This is a genomic window from Xenorhabdus aichiensis (genome assembly GCF_028598775.1).
Lineage (GTDB): Bacteria > Pseudomonadota > Gammaproteobacteria > Enterobacterales > Enterobacteriaceae > Xenorhabdus > Xenorhabdus bovienii.
The window spans coordinates 21,558-41,424 of the sequence record NZ_JAQRFO010000040.1 but is presented as its reverse complement, the minus strand read 5'-3'; the positions used below and the strand labels follow the sequence as shown (position 1 = coordinate 41,424).

At 48.2% G+C, this 19,867-nt stretch carries 24 protein-coding genes; 21 read left to right on the top strand and 3 right to left on the bottom strand.

Annotated elements, in window-relative coordinates:
* Positions 1–323: 323 nt before the first annotated feature.
* The 5 genes from PSI22_RS16005 (at position 324) to ssb (ending at position 4,654) form a co-directional block, all read left to right on the top strand.
* Positions 324–1,037 carry a PFL_4669 family integrating conjugative element protein gene (locus PSI22_RS16005; RefSeq protein ID WP_273580614.1) on the top strand — a complete coding sequence of 238 codons (714 nt, stop codon included), beginning with the start codon at positions 324–326 and terminating at the stop codon, positions 1,035–1,037.
* A gap of 13 nt (positions 1,038–1,050) precedes the next feature.
* Entirely contained in the window at positions 1,051–3,045 is a 1,995-nt protein-coding gene (locus tag PSI22_RS16000; protein WP_273580613.1) for a DNA topoisomerase III, read from the top strand.
* Between the two features lie 328 nt (positions 3,046–3,373).
* On the top strand, positions 3,374–3,838 hold the full coding sequence (locus tag PSI22_RS15995; protein ID WP_238127229.1) for an STY4534 family ICE replication protein: 465 nt from the start codon (positions 3,374–3,376) through the stop codon (positions 3,836–3,838).
* A gap of 81 nt (positions 3,839–3,919) precedes the next feature.
* Positions 3,920–4,129 carry a hypothetical protein gene (locus PSI22_RS15990; RefSeq protein WP_238127230.1) on the top strand — a complete coding sequence of 70 codons (210 nt, stop codon included), beginning with the start codon at positions 3,920–3,922 and terminating at the stop codon, positions 4,127–4,129.
* A gap of 15 nt (positions 4,130–4,144) precedes the next feature.
* Positions 4,145–4,654 (top strand): single-stranded DNA-binding protein, encoded by a 510-nt coding sequence (gene ssb, locus PSI22_RS15985; protein WP_273580612.1) that lies wholly within the window; start codon positions 4,145–4,147, stop codon positions 4,652–4,654.
* 83 nt (positions 4,655–4,737) lie between these two features.
* On the opposite strand, the gene PSI22_RS15980 is transcribed toward ssb, so the two are convergent.
* Positions 4,738–5,328: a hypothetical protein gene (locus PSI22_RS15980; protein ID WP_273580611.1), complete on the bottom strand. Its 591-nt coding sequence runs from the start codon at positions 5,326–5,328 to the stop codon at positions 4,738–4,740.
* 343 nt (positions 5,329–5,671) lie between these two features.
* On the bottom strand, positions 5,672–6,721 hold the full coding sequence (locus tag PSI22_RS15975; protein WP_273580610.1) for an Abi family protein: 1,050 nt from the start codon (positions 6,719–6,721) through the stop codon (positions 5,672–5,674).
* 619 nt (positions 6,722–7,340) lie between these two features.
* Here PSI22_RS15975 and PSI22_RS15970 point away from each other — a divergent pair.
* The 9 genes from PSI22_RS15970 to PSI22_RS15930 all read left to right on the top strand — a co-directional run bounded on the left by PSI22_RS15970 (position 7,341) and on the right by PSI22_RS15930 (position 14,575).
* On the top strand, positions 7,341–7,604 hold the full coding sequence (locus PSI22_RS15970; RefSeq protein ID WP_273580609.1) for a helix-turn-helix domain-containing protein: 264 nt from the start codon (positions 7,341–7,343) through the stop codon (positions 7,602–7,604).
* Between the two features lie 179 nt (positions 7,605–7,783).
* A complete protein-coding gene (pilL2, locus tag PSI22_RS15965) occupies positions 7,784–8,344 on the top strand; it encodes a PFGI-1 class ICE element type IV pilus protein PilL2 (RefSeq protein ID WP_273580608.1) in 561 nt (186 codons plus the stop codon).
* Entirely contained in the window at positions 8,345–9,049 is a 705-nt protein-coding gene (locus PSI22_RS15960; protein WP_273580607.1) for a hypothetical protein, read from the top strand.
* Positions 9,050–9,057: 8 nt separating this feature from the next.
* Positions 9,058–9,756 (top strand): TIGR03759 family integrating conjugative element protein, encoded by a 699-nt coding sequence (locus PSI22_RS15955; RefSeq protein ID WP_273580606.1) that lies wholly within the window; start codon positions 9,058–9,060, stop codon positions 9,754–9,756.
* Complete coding sequence (locus PSI22_RS15950) at positions 9,753–10,298, top strand: lysozyme family protein (RefSeq protein ID WP_273580619.1); 546 nt, start codon at positions 9,753–9,755, stop codon at positions 10,296–10,298. The genes PSI22_RS15955 and PSI22_RS15950 overlap by 4 nt, the downstream gene beginning before the upstream one ends.
* A complete protein-coding gene (locus PSI22_RS15945) occupies positions 10,295–10,816 on the top strand; it encodes an integrating conjugative element protein (protein WP_273580604.1) in 522 nt (173 codons plus the stop codon). Before PSI22_RS15950 ends, PSI22_RS15945 begins: the two co-directional genes overlap by 4 nt.
* Complete coding sequence (gene traD / locus PSI22_RS15940; protein ID WP_273580603.1) at positions 10,813–12,867, top strand: type IV conjugative transfer system coupling protein TraD; 2,055 nt, start codon at positions 10,813–10,815, stop codon at positions 12,865–12,867. Before PSI22_RS15945 ends, traD begins: the two co-directional genes overlap by 4 nt.
* Before the next feature lie 8 nt (positions 12,868–12,875).
* Positions 12,876–13,634: a TIGR03747 family integrating conjugative element membrane protein gene (locus tag PSI22_RS15935; protein ID WP_273580618.1), complete on the top strand. Its 759-nt coding sequence runs from the start codon at positions 12,876–12,878 to the stop codon at positions 13,632–13,634.
* A 131-nt stretch (positions 13,635–13,765) separates the two neighbouring features.
* Positions 13,766–14,575 (top strand): S1 family peptidase, encoded by an 810-nt coding sequence (locus PSI22_RS15930; protein ID WP_273580602.1) that lies wholly within the window; start codon positions 13,766–13,768, stop codon positions 14,573–14,575.
* Positions 14,576–14,734: 159 nt separating this feature from the next.
* Here the strand turns inward: PSI22_RS15930 and PSI22_RS15925 are convergent, their stop codons facing one another.
* Positions 14,735–15,433: a DUF5710 domain-containing protein gene (locus tag PSI22_RS15925; RefSeq protein WP_273580601.1), complete on the bottom strand. Its 699-nt coding sequence runs from the start codon at positions 15,431–15,433 to the stop codon at positions 14,735–14,737.
* A 146-nt stretch (positions 15,434–15,579) separates the two neighbouring features.
* On the opposite strand from PSI22_RS15925, the gene PSI22_RS15920 reads away from it, so the two are divergent.
* The 7 genes from PSI22_RS15920 (at position 15,580) to PSI22_RS15890 (ending at position 19,867) form a co-directional block, all read left to right on the top strand.
* Positions 15,580–15,909, top strand: coding sequence for an integrative conjugative element protein, RAQPRD family (locus tag PSI22_RS15920; RefSeq protein ID WP_046336270.1), 330 nt, complete (start codon positions 15,580–15,582; stop codon positions 15,907–15,909).
* Positions 15,906–16,142 (top strand): TIGR03758 family integrating conjugative element protein, encoded by a 237-nt coding sequence (locus PSI22_RS15915; protein ID WP_273580600.1) that lies wholly within the window; start codon positions 15,906–15,908, stop codon positions 16,140–16,142. Before PSI22_RS15920 ends, PSI22_RS15915 begins: the two co-directional genes overlap by 4 nt.
* Before the next feature lie 80 nt (positions 16,143–16,222).
* Entirely contained in the window at positions 16,223–16,555 is a 333-nt protein-coding gene (locus tag PSI22_RS15910; RefSeq protein ID WP_273580617.1) for a TIGR03745 family integrating conjugative element membrane protein, read from the top strand.
* 10 nt (positions 16,556–16,565) lie between these two features.
* Positions 16,566–16,931, top strand: a complete 366-nt coding sequence (locus PSI22_RS15905; protein WP_046336267.1) for a TIGR03750 family conjugal transfer protein — start codon at positions 16,566–16,568, stop codon at positions 16,929–16,931.
* A complete protein-coding gene (locus tag PSI22_RS15900) occupies positions 16,931–17,587 on the top strand; it encodes a PFL_4703 family integrating conjugative element protein (protein WP_273580598.1) in 657 nt (218 codons plus the stop codon). Before PSI22_RS15905 ends, PSI22_RS15900 begins: the two co-directional genes overlap by 1 nt.
* A gap of 17 nt (positions 17,588–17,604) precedes the next feature.
* Positions 17,605–18,435 (top strand): TIGR03749 family integrating conjugative element protein, encoded by an 831-nt coding sequence (locus PSI22_RS15895; protein ID WP_273580616.1) that lies wholly within the window; start codon positions 17,605–17,607, stop codon positions 18,433–18,435.
* Positions 18,425–19,867, top strand: a complete 1,443-nt coding sequence (locus PSI22_RS15890) for a TIGR03752 family integrating conjugative element protein (RefSeq protein ID WP_273580597.1) — start codon at positions 18,425–18,427, stop codon at positions 19,865–19,867. Before PSI22_RS15895 ends, PSI22_RS15890 begins: the two co-directional genes overlap by 11 nt.

Here is a 19,867-nt window from a genome sequence, read left to right as displayed (position 1 = left end):
GCCAGCGGCTGAATCTGGCGAAATACAACTGAGGTGGATGTGAGTGAAATTCGTACCGTGTTGGAGGCTCCAACACGGTATAAAAAACAGCCATCTTTGTTTGTAACAGTGATGGTTGAAAATCATACCGTGTTGGCGTCTCCAACAAAGATTAAAAAGTATACAGTAACACGACCAATGGCGTTTAAATAAATCATCGTCCTGACAGGGAAATAAAATCAAAGGTTTTTACACCTTCCCATAACTGGTTATTGATTGAGTTCCGAATGCCTTTCCCCTGATAGTCCCGCAGACATAAACTGGCTGAACAGGAGATGATCTTTATGTCTGATATTGGCAAAAAAACGGCACCGCCGCCGCGTTTGCGTGCCGGCGTATTAAAATCTTCTTTGAATATTGAGCTGCATACTCACTACGCGATCCGGCTCTGGGAAGGGCGCAGAAGGGAAGAGATGACGAATTCCCGTAAATTTTCAGATATTCTCGGTATGCCGCAGGTCATCAAACGCGCAGGTACTATCAGTGCGGACTCGGCAGCCGATAATCCCTACGCCGATGTCTGGCTGGTTAAACTGGAACAGACGCTGGATGCCGCCTCTGCCAATCTCCAGCAGAGCATCATCACCTTGCAGGATACTCTGACCTCCCTGCCGGAACACGTTACCTTATCGTCGGTGTCCTCCGTCGAGCCGCTGAATATCGGTGTTTACAGTCATTCACCATTAGGCTATCGCTGTGTCTGGTTGCTGGTCGGCTATGACCAGTTAGCCATGAAAACTTTTCAGGCTTTTCATTACGGGCTGATTTCACGTTCGGAACGTGATGCGTCGCTACACAATGGCAGCCATGCTATCCGTCAGGTTTATGGGATTGTACGCTCTTACCGCTCATTGGCTGTCACCCGCCGTGATATTCAGGAAAAAACACCGACAGGACTTGAGGCCATTAAACTGTTGGGTGAACCCAATCCCGATATTCTGTCAGGCAGGTTGCGTTCTGTTTTTTCGCCTCCTCTGCGTTCGGTTGAGCAGGATTGAGGGAGGAGACGATATGCAACTTTATCTGTGTGAAAAACCGTCTCAGGCCAAAGACATTGCCAAAGTTTTAGGCGTTAAGCAGCGTGGACAGGGTTTTCTCTTTGGTGCGGGTATTACGGTGACCTGGGCTATCGGACATTTATTGGAGATGGCGGGTCCGGAGCATTATGGCGAGCAATTTGGCCCGCCATGGCGAATGGGTGTTTTGCCGGTACTGCCTGCGCAATGGCAATGGGAAATTAAAAAAGACACGGCGGATCAATTCGCGGTCATTAAACAACTGTTGAAACAGGCGGATGAAGTGATTATCGCCACTGAGGCTGATCGCGAAGGGGAAGTCATTGCGAGAGAATTGCTGGATTATTGCCACTTCACCGGCACGGTCAGGCGGCTCTGGCTTTCAGCGCTGGATGAAACGAGTATCCGGCAGGCGTTAGCGGCGATTTTACCGGGGGAGCAAACCGTGCCGTTATATCAGGCGGGATTGGGCAGGGCACGGGCGGACTGGTTAATGGGTATCAATCTGACCCGTCTGTATACCCTGAAAGCGCAGGCACAGGGTTTTGGTGAGGTGCTGTCCATCGGGCGGGTACAGACACCGACACTGGCGTTGGTCGTTGAGCGGGATAAGGACATTGCTCATTTTGTGCCAAAACCGTACTGGCAACTGATTGCAGAACTGGAAAAAGAGAACGTGCGCTTTCGCGCCAAATGGCTGCCGGCGGCGGATTACTGTGATGAAGAAAAACGCTGCATCCGGGAGGCGATGGCTCAGGCCGTGCAGCAACATTGTCAACAGACAGAACAGGCCACGGTTATTGACGTCAGCAAAAAACGGGAGAAAACGCCGCCGCCGCTGTGTTTTGATTTGGGTACACTTCAGCAGGTGGCTTCCCGTCAGTGGGGAATGGGCGCCGGTCAGGTGCTGGCAATTGCCCAGTCCCTGTATGAAACCCATAAAGCGACCACCTATCCCCGCACCGATTGCGGTTATTTGCCCATCTCCATGCAGGAAGACATTCCCGCTGTTTTCACAGCATTGGCGCGAACTGATCCCGCCATGGCTGCGATTATCAGCCAATTGGATAAGCACGGGGTTTCCCGTGTCTGGAATGACAGAAAAATCACGGCACACCATGCCATTATTCCCACGCGCCATCCCTTTGATATCACCAAATTATCGGCGGATGAGTTAACGATTTATCAGCTTATCCGCCAGTATTATCTGGCGCAATTTCTGCCGGTACAGGAATCAGATGTGACTGAGGTGACGCTGAATATCGGTGGTCAGCTATTCCGGGCGAAAGGGTGGGTCAACGTTATCACGGGCTGGAAGGCGTTGTTTACGCATGAGAAGACTGAGGATGAGCAGGAAGAGCATTGTCCGCTGCCGGAACTCAGTCAGAATGAGGTCTGTCGTGTTACCGGGGGCGACATACAGTCACGGCAAACCAAACCGCCTGCGCCTTTTACCGAAGGCACCCTGATTGCGGCCATGAAAAATGCGGCCGGTTTTGTCAGTGATCCGCAATTAAAGAAAGTACTGCGTGAGCATGCCGGACTGGGTACGGAAGCCACCCGTGCCAACATATTGGAGACCTTGTTTAAACGTCATCTGATTGAGCGGAAAAAGAAAACTATTCACTCAACTCCTCTGGCGCAGGAACTCATTGCCAGGTTACCTGATGTGCTGACTAATCCGGGCATGACGGCATTATGGGAACAGTCCCTCGATGATATCGCTCAGGGCAACGCGTCGTTGGCTGTTTTTATGCAAAAACAGGTGCAATGGCTTCAGCATTTAGTGGAGAAGGGTAAGACACAACCGATTCAGTTCACATTACCGGCAACACCGGAATGCCCGGTCTGCGGCGGTATGACTCAAAAACGGCAGGGAAAAAAATCCCCGTTTTGGGGCTGTGTAAACTACCTGGCCTGTAAGGGAATGCTGAATGCCAAAGCTGTGACGCAATCACGAAAAGTCAGGCGGGAAAATCAGCAGAGATGAGGATCCTATTGTTGATTGACTGCCCTGTACGATGCTTTAAAAATCAACCTGTTTACTTAGATGATCTGTCAGCCTGTAAAGATCGCCTGCGGGTGGCTGTAAAACTCCTGTAGCCTGCAAGGGAGAGCATCATGCGGTACATCTGCACACCTTTGGAAGCAGATATTGCGGGATCAAAAGCAACTATTGCCCGGCAATAAAGGTTCTTTATCACTTAATTATCAGATAGTCAGAAATGCGCATTTCTGGCTCCCGGCGGGAAAACCACTCCCGTCAGGGCATGGCTTTTCTCCGTCATATCTTATTTTACCTCCATGGAGAAAACAGCATGTCTGAGAATACAACGCCATTGACCAAAAACGACTATTTCAATCTGAACATCAAAGGACTGGGCTATTTGAATAATATTCGCCATGTCAGCACCTCCAACGGTACGTTCCTGAGCTGTGTGATTAATGCACTGAACGGGCCGGGTGATAACCCAGTGTATGTGCGTTTTGATATTACCGTTGTCGGTAAAGAGGCGACAAGTCTGGTCAGTCGTTGCCAGAAAGCGGTTGATGAGGATAAGAAAGTGTTGTTGGGTTTTACCTTAAGCAATCCCTCAACCGATATTTTTACCCTGAAACGCGGTGACCATGCCGGAGAGCAGCGTGTTAGCCTGAAAGCCCGTCTGATTAAAGTCGACTGGATCAAAATCGGTCAGGAAAAAGTATATCAGGCCGAACAGTCTGACTCACTGCCGCCTCAGAATGGCGTCACGCAACAGGAATATGTAGAAAACTCTTTCTGATATTCATTATTTGTCAATCCGGCCTGTCCTGAATCACCGTATTCAGGGCAGGTATCTTTATGATTACAACAGGATAATGCCATGCGTTTTGCATCGATTGGTTTTCTGGCACTGCAATATTGTCATAAACAATTACCGTTAACCGTTTTACAGACCCGTGCAGGATTTTATATCGGCACGACCGATGACGGCGTGCCGTGTTCCCGTGAGTCAGTGGAATATTTTGCCCGCCGTGAGCAGGCAGAGTTTGCGCTGAAACAAGGGCAGTGGACGCAACGTCAATCTTCATAACAGGGAGGAAATACTATGTCTTCACGGGGTATCAACAAAGTCATTTTAGTCGGCTATCTGGGGCAGGATCCGGACATCCGTTATCTGCCCACTGGCGGTACAGTGGCAACGCTTTCACTGGCTACCGCTGAAAACTGGCGGGATAAACAAACAGGCGAAATGCGGGAAAAAACCGAATGGCACCGGGTGGTGATATTCGGCAAGTTAGCGGAAATTGCCGCGGAGTATCTGCTGAAAGGTGCTCAGGTTTACATTGAAGGTCAGTTGCAAACGCGCAAATGGCAGGACGACCAGGGGCAGGATCGCTACTCTACCGAAGTGGTAGTGAATGTAAACGGCACGATGCAGATGTTGGGGAGTCGTGGTGATTCGAAGAGTGCGACTGCTCATCAGGTTGGACGCAAACCGTCACAGCAACAACCTTCTCAACCCGTTAATCAGGCAAAAAAAGCCTCTCGAACGGTACCGGTTTCGACTTTACCGGAAGAGGAGGAGGTAGATTGGAATGATGAGATCCCATTTTGACGTTTTTTATCATCAACACATTGCCCTGTTACAACAGGGCTTATTTTCATTATTGGGAAAATAATTTATTTTTTTATAGATCTTTATTTGAATCCACTGGCGTCTATTCGCCTTAATTTATCAGCGTATTCTTTCATTTTCTTTTTGTTAGGTAATTTATAATAAAACCATAACCAAGAAAGCTCTGTAATTATCATAAAACAATAAATGGTACTTAATTTGAATTCTGAAGGTGTATAAGAAATAAAAACGAAAATAGAAATCAGCATAAGCACCAATGATATCATTGATAATGAAAGGCGTTTTTTTCTATCCTTTGAGTACTTTTTAAAATCAACGATTATTTTTTTATTTTCAAGGTGAGTGTATTTCACTATTTCTTTCAACTGATCTTCAAGGATATCGCATCTGTATGGTTCGGCTAATAAAAACATATAAATCTTTCGGCTAACATGATCTCTTACTCCTGTTATTTTTAATAGTAAAATATCTTTTGTTTTCCTTTCTATGAATAGTGATTCTATGGTATTTCCTTCCTTAATACGAGAAAGATAATTATCACCATATTTCTTGAATTTATTCAATCCCTGATCTTTAAATGCTAATAGTATCTCTCTTAATTTTTTATTTTTTACAAATAAAATCAGGGCAATAAAAAAATATAAAGGGCGCATCCCCCTCATTGAGGTTTTTCAAAAAATCTTTTGTTTCATCTACCAATGACATAACATGTTTTCCTTTTAGATATGATAACCATTAAAGGTTATGCTAAAACATCTATGGAAGGTGAATTTTATCTATTAATATTTTATTTTTTTCTCGTTTTTTTAAACTAAATCACAAATTAGAGTTTGGTATGTGATATATGAATGTTTTTCTCTATTACTATAACGAGAATTGGTTTATACATTTTAATCGAGAAGAAAACCGATTTTGTGTTATGGTTCATTTATCACATGTAAGGTCTGATAATTTTAATTCATATCTCCACAAAATCGGCAACTTTGGCGTTATGATTTACACCTTGATGATCTTTTTTGCATTGGGATAACGTGCAGTACTTGATTCAGGATAATATTTCACTAAATCATGTTGTTGGTATGTATCAATCCCACTTTGAAGCTCTTCTTTTTTTCCAAAAAATATGACTCTATCTTTTTTGCTTTTTATTAAGATGTGATTGTCAGCGACATGAATAATTTCTCCAATATGAGAAGAGTCTAAAAGGGCTGTTTTTCCCCACTCTTTATTGATTGGTAGTGATGGTATACCGACGGGAAGTTGTTTATTTTTCCAGAGTGTATGGGTACTGCATAATTCTGCCATTTTCTGATTGTTTTCAATGATATCCAACAGCTTCAGATTTGAAGGATTGATCCAATAAATAACCTTCAAACAGCGTTCATAGTGCTCAATAACTTTGTTGATGATATCCTCAACCTGATACGCTTTTTGATCACGCCATAGTGGCTCATGATGAGAAAGCCGGTTGCGAATTTTATTAATTTCCTTTAGCTCATTGCCAATGCTGTTAATTGATAATGGACGGCCTGTTTGTGTATTCAATGCATTAGGAAAAACTAAACCTCTTAAATATGGCCAAAGAACTAAGTAAGCGTTTTTCTGAACGTCAAATTCATTTCTTACCATAGATACCCAAAAACCAAATGTCAGTTTGGCGATAATATTTTCAGGTGTGTGTGGTTTTTTTTCTTTATCTAATTGCTTTACCGCTGCTTGAATGCCTTTATAAGCGCCAGGGTTATTCTGTTGTGTGAACGTCGTAACGAACCAACTACGATCTATTTTGGATTTCTTTTCTTCCCAAACATGGCTGGCGAATTTGTTCTCAATACGTTTTTCTTCATATTGGATATAAGATTGATGGATGGCGTTACGTAATGAAATCTCAATGACCTGCAACGCAGGTAAGAAAACACTGGCCAGCTGTTTGTTCCACAGATAAATGCCCAGACATTGCTCAGAAGATGTTCCACCAAGGATAGGAGACTGATAGGTGGCAAATCTAGAAGCGGATAGCGATTTAGTAATTGCTTCAATAGTCATTGTGTTACTACGTCCTTTGTGAATTTGGCGTAGTATACCGTTGTTTTATTTAGATATACACGGTGCAAGCAACACACATTGACGTATTTTACTGAGTGATATATAATCTGTGGCCAGAGGAAACTCTACTTGTGTAAGCACCCGCCCCTACTCATTGTGATGGTCGGAGTGTGAAGAATATTTTTCAAAAAAGGCTCCGAAAGGAGCCTTTTTTGATCCTGATTTACAGTATGTCAGCGATTATTGATAGATATTTATTTTTCTGTTCGTTATTTGAAATTATCAGGACAGAGTAATTAGTGGTACTTTACTGACATGGCAGCACAATAGACTAAGATAATTGCCTTAATCACCTAATTTACTTGTTAAACTTACACATTCGATTATTGAATTAGATAACACAATCCGTTAAAGTAAAAAAGCTATCGGCACATCCGATAGTCGAGGTTTTGCAGCCTTGAGATCAACCACTGGTAGGATTTTTCTACCAGTGTGCCTGTTATCGCCCTTTCAATGGCGGTTCAGGCAGGGGAGGTTAACACCTCGCCGGAAGTTGATCCCGGTCTGCAAACCCTGTTTGAATCGCCACCATCAATAATCAAAAGAAGGGGAAGCAGGCATGACTCACACTCAACAAGACTGGCACCCAGCCGATATTATTGCTGCATTACGTAAACGTGGTACCACACTCGCTGCATTATCCCGCGAATCGGGTTTAAGCTCATCAACACTGGCAAATACACTGTCCCGCCCGTGGCCGAAAGGCGAATATATCATTGCAAGCCGTTTGGATATTGCGCCCTCTGAAATCTGGCCAAGCCGTTATTTTGATCACAAGGGCAATTTGCTTCAGAGAAAACTACGCAATTCGGTTGCTGAATAATTCTCCATTATAAACCATGACACAAAATACAATCATGTCTGTTCAGGTTTTATAAGTTATTGCCTATTTCGAATCGTATTTTTATTTTCAGCAAACACAGTTGAGTTGTTCATTGAATAAACCACAGGGTTCCCTGCATAGTCATCGTTATGTGATGACTGAGCGGGAACCTATCTGGGATGAAAAGCGGTAGTAATACAAGAAATGCGTTAATGGGTTTGGTCGCGGTAATACTGGCGGGATGTACGTCTCCTGCCAAGCAGCAATTTCCCTCTCAGCGTTCAATTGAAAGTACGCCTTCTGTCACGCTCACCCGAAATATTCAGCCTGTGCTGCCTGATGTGTATGGGCAAGCGCCGGAAGTCGTCCGCTATGGTCGTTATCTGTTGGTCAGCACAGATCCTACTGCGGTGCAGCGTGACCCACTCTCCCAACTGATTGATATCCATATACCTGTCTCCCTGAAACCGACGGTGGCGGATGCCATGCGTTATGTCCTGCGCCAGTCGGGCTATACGTTATGTGCCGCTGAACAGGCGGATGACATCCTGTATCGCCAGTCATTACCCGCTGTGCAATATCATCTGGGCCCCGTCCGGTTGAGCTCTGCTTTACAGCTAATGGCCGGGCCGGCATGGCAATTGGACGTGGATGAGGTGCAGCGCGTTGTTTGTCACCACTTGCGGGAAGGCTATCAGCTACCGGATCCAGACAAACGACGCCACAGGAAAGGGAATTAAATGATGAGTGAACAGGCGCAGTCATTACCCGAAAAACCATTCCGTCAGCGCAGATGGATGAATGGCTTCATTTTATTCTCTACCCTGAGTGTGTTGGCCGGCGCTATCGGATGCGGGGCAATGATGATGACGGAGGCAGATAAGCGCCTGGTCATTCTGGAACAGCAGCAAAATAACTGGGCACATCTGGATGATATCGGGCGTTTACAGCAGGCACTGAAAGAGCGGAACGCAGGCAATGAGGAGCAGATTACGCAGTTGAAGCAGGCGTTATCAGTCCTGCCAACCACGTTCCCGGAAAGCGATGCATTAAAGCAGCAGCTTAATGCCATGGAGGCTGTCCTAAAAGGGCAGGAAGCGCGCATCACAGCACTCAGCGAACAGTTACAACAATTACAGCAGGACAAGGCTAAAGCACCGATGCCCATTGTCGAAAAAGATACATTAACGCCCCCAAAGACCCAAAATCCCACGATGACCCCAAAAAACCGTCAATCCATTCAAGCGCCTTTTGTCCTGACAGGCATTGAGAAAAGGGGAACCACCTCTTTTGCTGCTATTGCACCGCGCGATTTCAGCCAACTGTCCCAAATCCGGTTAGTCGGTGAAGGAGAAACAATTTCTGGCTGGACATTAACACGCATGGGCATCGGGCAGGCTCAGTTTCAGGTCAAAGGTCAACGACACATTCTGAAAGTGCAGTGAGGGGCGTGATGCCATTGAAAACCTTCAGCATATTAACCTTAGTCATGTTGAGCTTTGCCGGACAGGCCGCAACATCAGAACCTCTCACCGCAACGGACAGTCAAACGGCAGAAAGCCGGACGCAGTCTCTCTGGACTCAGGCCGGGCAATGGGGATTGAGCATGGAGGAATATCAGCGTTATCAGCAGCTGATGCATGGGCCAAGAGGTATTCAGTCGCCGGGGCTAGATCCGCTGACTACATTGGGCATTGAAGCCCAAAATGAGGCAAAACGCCGTCATTATGCCGAGCAGTGGGTTAAAGCGGAATTTGCCCGCACAGAAAAAGAACTGCGTTTCCAGCGGGAAGTGGATGCGGCGTGGAAACGGTTGTTCCCGGATACACTGCCCGTCAATATGGAAAAAGGGGGAGAGACAAACGGACGTCTGGCGTTATTTGTCAGAGGAAAAAACTGTCCGCAGTGTGATCCCCGTCTGGCTGCGGTACTGGCCACCAATCAGCCCGTCGATATCTATCTGGTAGACAGTGGCGGCGATGACAATACGCTGCGTCAGTGGGCAAAGGGGCATCATATTCCGGTTGAACAGGTGCGCAACCGACGGGTCACACTCAATCACGATGCCGGGCACTGGCTCCGGTTTGGCAATGGCGTGATGCCCGTGTTATTGCGGCAAGGAGAGCAGGGGTGGCAGGTTACGTCATTATGATAACGCTGATTTTCGGTGTGACCGTGATGAGCCTGCCGGTCTCTGCCCATTCTCTGATCCCCACAGGGTACCGGCAGGTTGCCAGCCAGTATGGCATTCCGCCTGACTACCTGTATTCACTGGCTTTGACTGAATCCTCCCGCTCATTACCGTTCGGCCAACGCCCCTGGCCGTGGACACTGAATGTCGCAGGCAAAGGGTATCATTATGCTTCCCGTCCGGAAGCCTGGCAGGCATTACAACACTTTTTGAAAACGCATCCCTTCAAACGCATTGATATTGGCATTGCACAAGTCAATCTGGGCTGGAACGGCCACTATTTTACGTCTGCATGGGAAGCATTAGATCCCTACATTAATCTGCATGTCGCGGCGAGCATTTTACAGACATGCAGAGCGCGTACCGATAGCTGGCTGGCTGCGACAGGATGCTATCACCATCCGGCAGGCGGAAAGCCCGCTGCACGCTACGTTGAAAGGGTGAAAAAACACCTGGCAGGTTTGCAGACAATCAGCGGGAAGACGCAAAAGGAGCTTTCATGAAGCGATGGTACATACTGCCTGTTATCGGGATGTTTTGGATCAATGTCGGTCATGCCGAACTGAACGTCATTGCCGATTTAGGTGGTAAAGATGCCTCACCGTTTTATGAAGGCATCAATGCGCAACAAAATGAATCGCCTTTGCCTCCGGCACACCATTTTTCACCGGAGATAGCCGGCGAAGCGGCGATGTTGCCGGTTAAGACACCAGTGCTGACACCGGGGCAGCTTATCAGCAGGCCGCTGCAACTGCCGGGCATCGGGGCGTTGTTTATTGTTGGTGATGATCCGGATTCAAGGCGGTGGCTGAGCCAGAATGCCGCTCTGTTGGCACAGCATCATGCGGTCGGATTGGTCGTCAATGTCAATGATATGGCGGGATTACAGTCATTGCGTGCATTAGCGCCGGATTTACTGTTATCGCCTGCTTCAGGGACAGAACTCGCCCGCCGTTTGCAGCTGCAACATTATCCCGTGCTGATCACCGACACCGGACTCTCTCAGAAGGTATCACGTTGAGTCGGCGTTATGTTGTTGAAGCCCTGTTGCGTCCCGCTGTGGAATTGAATACCGCCGTGGTTTCGGCCATGGCAGCTTTTGTCTGTGTCAAAGCGCCGTGGGCTGTAGCGTTAATCCCTTCGGTCAGCTATGTCATGGCAGGTGGTTTTGCGGTGCTGGCGGTCATACGTACCCTGCAGGGCGTTCAGGTGATCCGCTATCGCCGGAATTTGCGTCGCTTGCCCCGTTATCAGATGAGTACAAAACAAATTCCGCTCAGTCATCAGCATTTGTTTCTGGGCAGGGGATTTCGCTGGCAGCAGAAGCACACTCAACGCTTGTTAGATACCCGCCGACCGGAAATCGAGCGGTTTGTGCAGCCGTCAAAAATGTATCAGTTTGCCCGTACACTGGAACGCAAAGCAGAATACCGTTATCCGAGGTTATCAAATTTACTGCGTCAGGATTCGCCCTTAAATCCGGTGCGTCCTTTGCCGCCAGTGGGCGGTAATCCGATGATACATGGTATTGAACCGCAGGAAACGGAGGTGTTTATGGATCTCCGGGAACGGGTGGGTCATACGCTGGTGATGGGCACAACGCGGGTCGGCAAAACTCGTCTGGCAGAGCTGCTGATCACACAGGATATCCGGCGGGGAGAAGTCACCATCGTTTTTGATCCCAAAGGCGACGCCGATTTGTTAAGACGCATCTGGGCAGAGGCGCATCGTGCCGGACGGGGCGGCGAGCTGGTGATATTTCATCTGGGCTGGACAAACATTTCCGCCCGCTACAATGCCGTCGGACGGTTTGGCCGGGTTTCCGAAGTCGCTTCCCGTCTGGCAGGGCAACTCAGCGGAGAAGGAAACAGTGCCGCGTTCCGTGAATTTGCCTGGCGGTTTGTCAATATTGTCGCCCGTGCGTTGGTGGCGTTGGGACACCGTCCTGATTACACACTGATCACCCGTTATGTCAATAACATCAGCGAACTGTATCAGTTGTATGCCATCCAAGTGATGGAAGAAAGGATGCCGGCGTTGTTAGCACAAATCAGTCATTGCCTCGGTACTCTGAAAGAAAAGGATGTACCGCGTAATATGCAGGGGCAGCCCGATGCCCTCCGGCTCTGGGCGATGGAAATGACCCTGAGTTCTGAAACGGGTAAACAACTCTATGATCCCATTCTGGATGGACTGCGTTCTGCCGTGCGTTATGACCGCACCTATTTTGATAAAATTGTTGCCTCGCTGCTGCCCCTGTTGGAAAAGCTGACCACGGGCAAAATCGCGGAATTGCTCTCCCCTGATTATCTCAATATGCATGACCTGCGGCCTATCTTTGACTGGGAGCAGGTGATCCGTAAACGCGGGATTGTCTATATCGGGCTGGATGCGCTGTCCGACAGCGATGTCGCCTCGGCGGTGGGCAACAGTATGTTCGCCGATTTGGTCAGTGTGGCAGGGCATATCTATAAATATGGTATGAATGCCGGCTTGCCGGTGCGCCATGATGGCAAACTGGCCATCAACCTGCATTGTGACGAATTCAACGAACTGATGGGCGATGAGTTTATCCCGCTGATCAATAAAGGCGGCGGTGCAGGGATGCAGGTGACGGCTTATACGCAAACCTCCTCCGATATTGAAGCCCGTATCGGCAGCCCGGCCAAGACGGCGCAGGTGATTGGTAACTTCAATACCCTGATTATGCTGCGTGTACGGGATAACCGGACGGCGGAGTTACTCACCAGCCAGTTGCCGGAAGTGGAAATTTACAGCAAAACACTGGTATCCGGGCATTCGGATGTCGCTGATGTGGAGCAAGGACAGGATTTTACGTCCTCAACTCAGGACAGGGTCGGCACGGTAAAAACGCCACTGATTACGCCCGCAGAAATGATCAACTTACCGAAAGGACAGGCGTTTGCGTTACTGGAGGGCGGTCAGTTGTGGAAAATTCGTATGCCGCTGCCAACAGGCGATACGCTGATGCCAGAAAATTTGCAGAAAATCGCCGAACATATGCGGCACCACTATCGCACCAGTGAATCCTGGTGGGAAAAGAAAGCGTAATTTCCGCGATGGCACAGTCAGAAAACCATTCCCGCCAACCCTCCCAACCCCCGCGCAAACATGGCCTGTTGTATCTGGTGTTGTGGGAATGGCCGTGGAAAATAGTCGGGTTTATTTTGATGTCCTGGTTATTCAGCCTGTTGATTGAATTTATCGGTATGGTATTTTTCTGGCCGGAACTGGGGGCGTCTCATAGCCAAACCATGATGAAGACAGAGCTGGGGTATTTATCGACGGAATTTACCCAAGGTTTGTTGCTGTCGGATCCATCAATGACCGTTTCAGCAGGATTGGCACAGGCTTATCAGTGGCTGTTTATGGGCAGTGGTTTTATGGATTGGATTCAGGGACAGCGGCATTATCAGTTACATGCCCGCAATGATTTTGTTCGCGAACTCAATGACGGGTTGTTCTGGTTATCGAACATATTGCAGGACTATTGGCTGGCAATGGTGTTTATGACCATGGTCACGCTAATCCGGATGGCAATCCTGATGTTATCCGTGCCGTTGTTTGTGATGGTGATTCTGGTGGCGTTGGTTGACGGGCTGGGACGCCGGGACTTACGGCGTTACGGGGCGGGGTATGAATCCAGTTTTGTCTATCATCATGCGAAACGAGTGATTAAGCCGGCTTGCACTATTCCTTGCGTGCTGTATTTGTCGTGGCCGGGGGCGGTGTATCCCACGCTGATCCTGCTGCCTGCGGCGATATTCTTGGGTATGACGGTTATGATAACCGCATCTATGTTTAAGAAATATATATGAGGAATTGGCGCGGGGCGATGGCATGCAAATCACATATTACCGAATCAGTAATAATTTTTCACAAATATCCATGGATTGTCTAGTATTAGTTCATGTGAAAATGGCTTGATTATTTCTGGTAAGATTATTATATGTTGATTTCCTCTTATGATTTTTATCCATATTATTCAGTTACTAAACACGTTACCTCTTGGATAGAGCAAAATGGTACTACTCAGCTATTTAAAAAATGGCAAAAATCTCTTGTTTCATTCTTTGTTAAGAAAGAACATAGCATGAAGAGCGCATTACTTATTGGTACCGGTTTTTTATATATGCTTGATGGAAAATATCCGTGCATTGTGACAGCTGCACATGTAGTACATGAATTGCGCAAAAGTTCATTGCCTTTTTTTTCTATTAATGGAGAAAAATATATTTTTCATAAATTAAACGTTGAATATAATGATGAGCAAGACTATGCGATAATCCCTTTTTCTGAAGAAATGACTGCTATTCAAAAAAGCTGGCTTTTTTTGAGTTCTGATGAAAGACCATTAATGAATAAAACCTCTTCTTTTGTAATAATGGGGTATCCCTCTACAAGAAATGAACTTCATGTCGATAAAAATAAAGGATTATCTCCTCATAATATTACATTTCATAGTTTCAAATATAATGAAGAAAACGAAGATATATATTTTTGGTATGACTCTAAAGTTAAAAATAGAAACATAATATTTGAAGAGAAAAGTTATTTTAAATCTATGTCATCATTGGAAGGCATGAGTGGTAGTGTTATTGCTCAAATAATGGAGCATAAGATTACAGGAGATTTTACACTTAGAGCTGTAGGTATATTCAAAGAATTTCATAGTAAACAAATAGATAAGTATTTGGTTGGTTGTACATTTGTTCCTTTTGCTGATGAAATTAATACTTACATTAGAAAGTACACATAAAGAGCCGGATAAAACTGCCGCTGCACGATGGGATGCAAAACAGTTTTTTGTTTTGTATCCCATCGTCAGCAGACAAGCCGCATAGCGGCGCGTCAGTTTGTAACAGGTTGCATATACAAACTCTGTCATCAGAGGCACCGTTGCTTGTGCCTCCCGGAATTAGTGGAGATATCTGGATGGAGTGTTGACAACCTGCGTCATAAGCTCGAACCAATCACTGGCATAACAGGCACCTTGAAATGCATCCAGTGCCTTGTTTTTCGGATCAATATGTAGATAGTGATGCGAAGCATCCTCACAATAGCCTATAAACGGTTCATCGATACGGTGGAGCAGGATCGAGGCCGCTTCCTCCGAGGAGGCCGGAAAAAACGCACCGCCCATTTCACAGAACATCTCCGCATCATTCTGCTGTGCACCACATTTTTCGCAGTGATTTATCCAGTGTTGCCGACGTATTTGTTGGCTGACCTCTTTGCGTAAAGCGTGGTTAAAGGAGGACAGCGCGTTGCGCACCTGAGTGGGAATATCCACAATATAGAATACAAAGGCGGGGTTTTCCTGCTCGGTGTAGTCGATTTCACCGTCTTCTTCATCTTCTTCCAGAATCTTGTGTCCGGCTGGCAGCATAAAGGCGGTCACCGTGGTCTGTTCATGGCAGTGTCTGCACGGTGTCCGGGTTTGTGCCAGATACCAGAAGGGAGCATGGACGTTGTAAAACGGCAGCCATTTTATAAACGGAGCCGGATCAACATCATTGTAAATAAACCAGATTTTGGCGGTGACATCCCAGTGTGCGCCCAGCTTCCGCGCCTTCTCGTGTTCATCATCCGGGACGTTTAAATCAATCCGCAGCATGTGTCTTCCTTCATTATTAAATCGTTAACCAAATAAATTAGTCAGACTATTTAGCTAATTTTCACCAAAGCATAAAGAGTTTATTGCTGACCTCATATTAAAAACACCGCATTCTCGGCATTTTGGAACCCATAAGGTGAGTGTTTATGCGCTGTTGCTTTTCCCTGTCCCGTACTGCCAGTCTGCTGGGGCTGACCGTATTGTGTATGCCGCTGGCTCAGGCGGCCGAGAAAGACGAACTGGCCAGTGCCAAGCATCTGATTGACCAGGTGCAAATGGCATTGGAACGCGCAAATATCGCCGAAAGTCAGTCTGAAGCTTCAGAACCCCCTCGTTATTATTTTGATTATTTACGCATCAAAACCGATCTCAACACCCTCAAAGACGGCATAGATGACTATCTCACCCCCTCCCGTGCCCAGCCGCGTGATTTAGGGTTGCTATCCGGTCATTACCGTCAGGAACACGCTCAATGACAGACGCACAAAAGAATGCCTTCGAGATGGCATCGGGACACTTTGAGATCACATTCCTGTATCTGGTGTGTGTCGGATTTTTCTTAGCCACCCTGTTTTTATGGGCGGCATGGGCGGCCGTGGATGTCTGGAACGGCTGGGCCAATGAAAAAGTGCGTAATCAGACCATCAGCCAGTTCACCATTCGAACGGCAGTTTTGCTGGTTGTGGCTATCTGGATGTTTGCCAGTTAATGCAAAGAACACGATAAAAAAGGGATAAATCTGATATGAAGAAAATTTTTACGGTCTGCCATCGGGCCAGCACCCACCTGATGACACGGATAAGCACGTTCATCCTGCTGGTCGGATTTTCCTGTGGATCTGCCCGGGCGGATTTGCCTGCCATCGAACCGCCCAAAAGTAGCGGTGGTGCAGGATTACTGGGACAGCTTAAGGGATATGCACAGGATGGCATTGTCATTGGCGGTTTAATTCTCTCTGCCGTGGCCTTTTATAAAGTTGCCGCCGCCGCAGTAGAAACCTTTTCTGAAGTGCGGGATGGGAAATCCAGCTGGACACAGTTTGGTGCCATCATTGTCGTCGGCGTTGTTCTGCTGGTCGCGGTGATTTGGCTGTTGGCGAAGTCTGCGAGCATTATCTTTTAAGGTGACGGCCATGCAGACGATCCGTTTTTTACCCGATCGCTTAAATGCTGAACCCGTGGTGTTCCGGGGATTCACCACACCGGAAATGGGATTGGCGGCACTGACCGGACTGGCTTTAGGGCTGCTCGTGAGCATTCCGCTGATCCCCTTGGCAGGCTGGGTCATCCTGCCGACAGGAATGTTGGTCACTCCTCTGCTATTGATTAGCTTTGGCGGGCGCTGGCTGGTACAGCTTAAACGCGGTAAGCCGGAGAATTATCTCTGGTTGCGGCTGGAAGAGAAAAAACGCCGGCTGGGGATCGGCGATCCTGCACTGATTATTGACGCTCAGGGCTGGTCTTTACGTCGCAGCCGAAGTGTCAGCAGGGGAATATGATGAGCCGATTCCGTCATGCGGTGAAAAATCGTGACCAGCATATTCTGACCCTGAGAATGGTGTGCGGCACGTTAGTGCTGGTACTGCTGCTGACCCTGACAGGCTGGATGGCTTCACCGCGCAATCTCACCATCCATAACCCGCCGGATTTGCGGACAGGCAGTACACGGGCGTGGTGGGAAGTGCCTGCCCCCAGTGTCTACAGTTTTGCCTTTTATCTCTTCCAGCAACTGAATGCCTGGCCGAAAAACGGGGCGCAGGATTATTCCGCCAAAATTTATGCCTTATCGCCTTATCTCACGCCCGCGTGTCAGGATTTTCTGCGGGAAGATGCCAAAAAAAGGGCCGACAGTGGCGAACTGCTTGATAGGGTGCGCGTGGTGTATGAAATTCCCGGCCGGGGCTACGAGACGCGCAGCGTGACCGTGCGTGATCGTGATCATTGGGTGGTGCGTCTGGATTTGGTGGCCGATGAGTATTATCACGCCGAACCCGTCAAACGGGCACTGGTACGTTATCCGCTGAAAGTGGTGCGCTGGGAGGGGGATGCAGAACGCAACCCGTTCGGGCTGGCGCTGGATTGTTATGACGGCGTGCCTCAGCGTCTGGAAGCCATGCCGCAACCGTTGGAAGAGAAAAAGGGCGTGTTTCAGTGATGAACAAATCTCTCTATATGCGTTTTCTGCTGGGGCTGGCAGGTATTTTACTGTTCACTTCCGGCGCAAATGCGGATGAATTGATGAAATGGGCGCGCATACCCTTATCTGTTTCATTAAAAATCGGTCAGGAACGGATAATTTTTGCGGATAGAAATGTGCGAGTTGGTTTTCCCTCGTCACTTAACGATAAATTGCGGGTGCAGAGTGCAGGTGGTGCGATTTATCTCAAAGCCGATACTGCGTTCCCGCAAACCCGTCTGCAATTGCAGGACAGCGAAAACGGCGAAATTATCTTGTTGGATGTGACAGCGGCAAAGACGGGGCCAACGGAGCCAGTACGCATTATTTATCAGGGTGAAAAAAGTACCATATCAAAGGTCGAACCGTCACGTCAGACAAAGCCAAGACTGATGGCACCTATTCCCGTTGTGTTAACCCGCTATGCAGCCCAGCGTCTCTACGCCCCGTTACGCACGGTAGAGCCGGTGACGGGTATCCAGCCAGTGAATCTGCATTTACCTGAATTGATTACCACACTTTATCCATCAGAACCCATTGAAGTTTTTCCGATGGTAGGATGGGAACTACAAAATCATACTGTCGTGGCACTGAAACTGCGCAATACCACTAAGCGAAAAATCACCCTCGATCCACGGAAGTTGCAAGGTCAGTTTGTGACAGCCACTTTTCAGCATCGTTGGCTGGGGGAAGCAGGTACGCCGGAAGATACCACCCTCCTGTATATCATCACGGCGGGACGACCGGATAAGGCTTTTGTTCTAGAGCCGGTAGCCACAAAGCAGACGGTTAAGGCGATAAAGCAGGGAGGCCGCGATGCAGGTTAAATCCAATGCGCTGGTGAAAATACTGGTGCCCGGCGTGCTGATCCTCGGTGGATTTATCGGCCTCAAAAGTTGCAGCTCAGAAGAGGACGCAAGACAGCCAAAAACGGCGCAGGGCAATGCGCTGGCAACCCTGTCACCCGATGAATTGCAGGCACTGGGCGTCGGCGGTGATACGCCGGAAGATACCCTGCGTACCCTGGTGGGCGCATTGAATAAAGTGCGGGAAGAACAGACACGCTTAAGTCAGCAAAACACCGCCATTCTGAAAAAAAATGACCAGTTGCGTCATCAAAAAACGGATGTGTCCGGTCAGTTAGAGGCTGCGGTTGCCGCTATCCGCAAAGAGGATGAACAGCACCAGCGCCGGTTACAGGATGAGCAGCAGGGCTTACTGGGGCAGGTTGATGCGCTGACAGAGAGATTAAATCAATCTTCACTTTCTGCCAGAGACAATGATATCCCTCTGGGGCTAGGATTGGAGGGGCTGGGGAGTCGTTATCATCCGCAGATAACCGGGGAGCAGGATGGGCTGATATGGGTAAGCCCTGCCGATGAAAAGCCCGCTGATGCCCGGAACCCTGCCAATGGCAAAACGGGCGCGTCATTCCCGACCGCTTTTCTGAGTGAGGCCGCGAGCGGGCAGACCACGTATCATCAGGCCCAAAATTCGGCTTATAAGCAGGAAGCAGAAGAAAAATCCGTCTACACCCTGCCGGAAAATGCCACGCTGGTCGGCAGTCAGGCCATGACCGCGTTACTGGGACGGGTGCCCGTCAATGGCACGGTGACCGATCCTTATCCCTTCAAAGTGTTAATCGGCAAAGACAATCTGACTGCTAACGGCATTGAACTGCCGGAGGTTGAAGGGGCGATTGTTTCCGGCACCGCCAGTGGTGACTGGACACTTTCCTGTGTGCGTGGGCAGGTCAGTTCCATCACCTTTGTTTTTCACGACGGCACCGTGCGTACCTTACCTCATGCGGGGCAAAACAAAAATGGCAGCACGAACGGGATTGGCTGGATATCCGACGAAAATGGCATTCCCTGTATCAGTGGCAGCCGTAAATCCAATGCCGCAACTTACCTGCCGACGCTTTTTGCCCTCTCTGCAGCCGGCGCTGTGGGAGAAGGCCTGAATGAAAACCAGCGTACCGCCCAAAGCAACGGGGCCGGCGGCATGGTATCCCTGCTGACGGGCGATGCCGGACAGGCTGCGTTGGGCAAAGCCCTGTCCGGTGGCATGAATGAAATGACTGAGTGGGTCAAGCAGCGTTACGGGCAGACCTTTGACGCCATTTATGTGCCGCCCGGTGCGCCGCTGGCGGTGCATATCACTCAGTCGCTGGCAATTGATTATGAAGAGAAAGGACGAAAGGTACGGTACGACTTCACTCTGCCGGAACAAGATAGCTATAAGGAAGAATTGGATTGA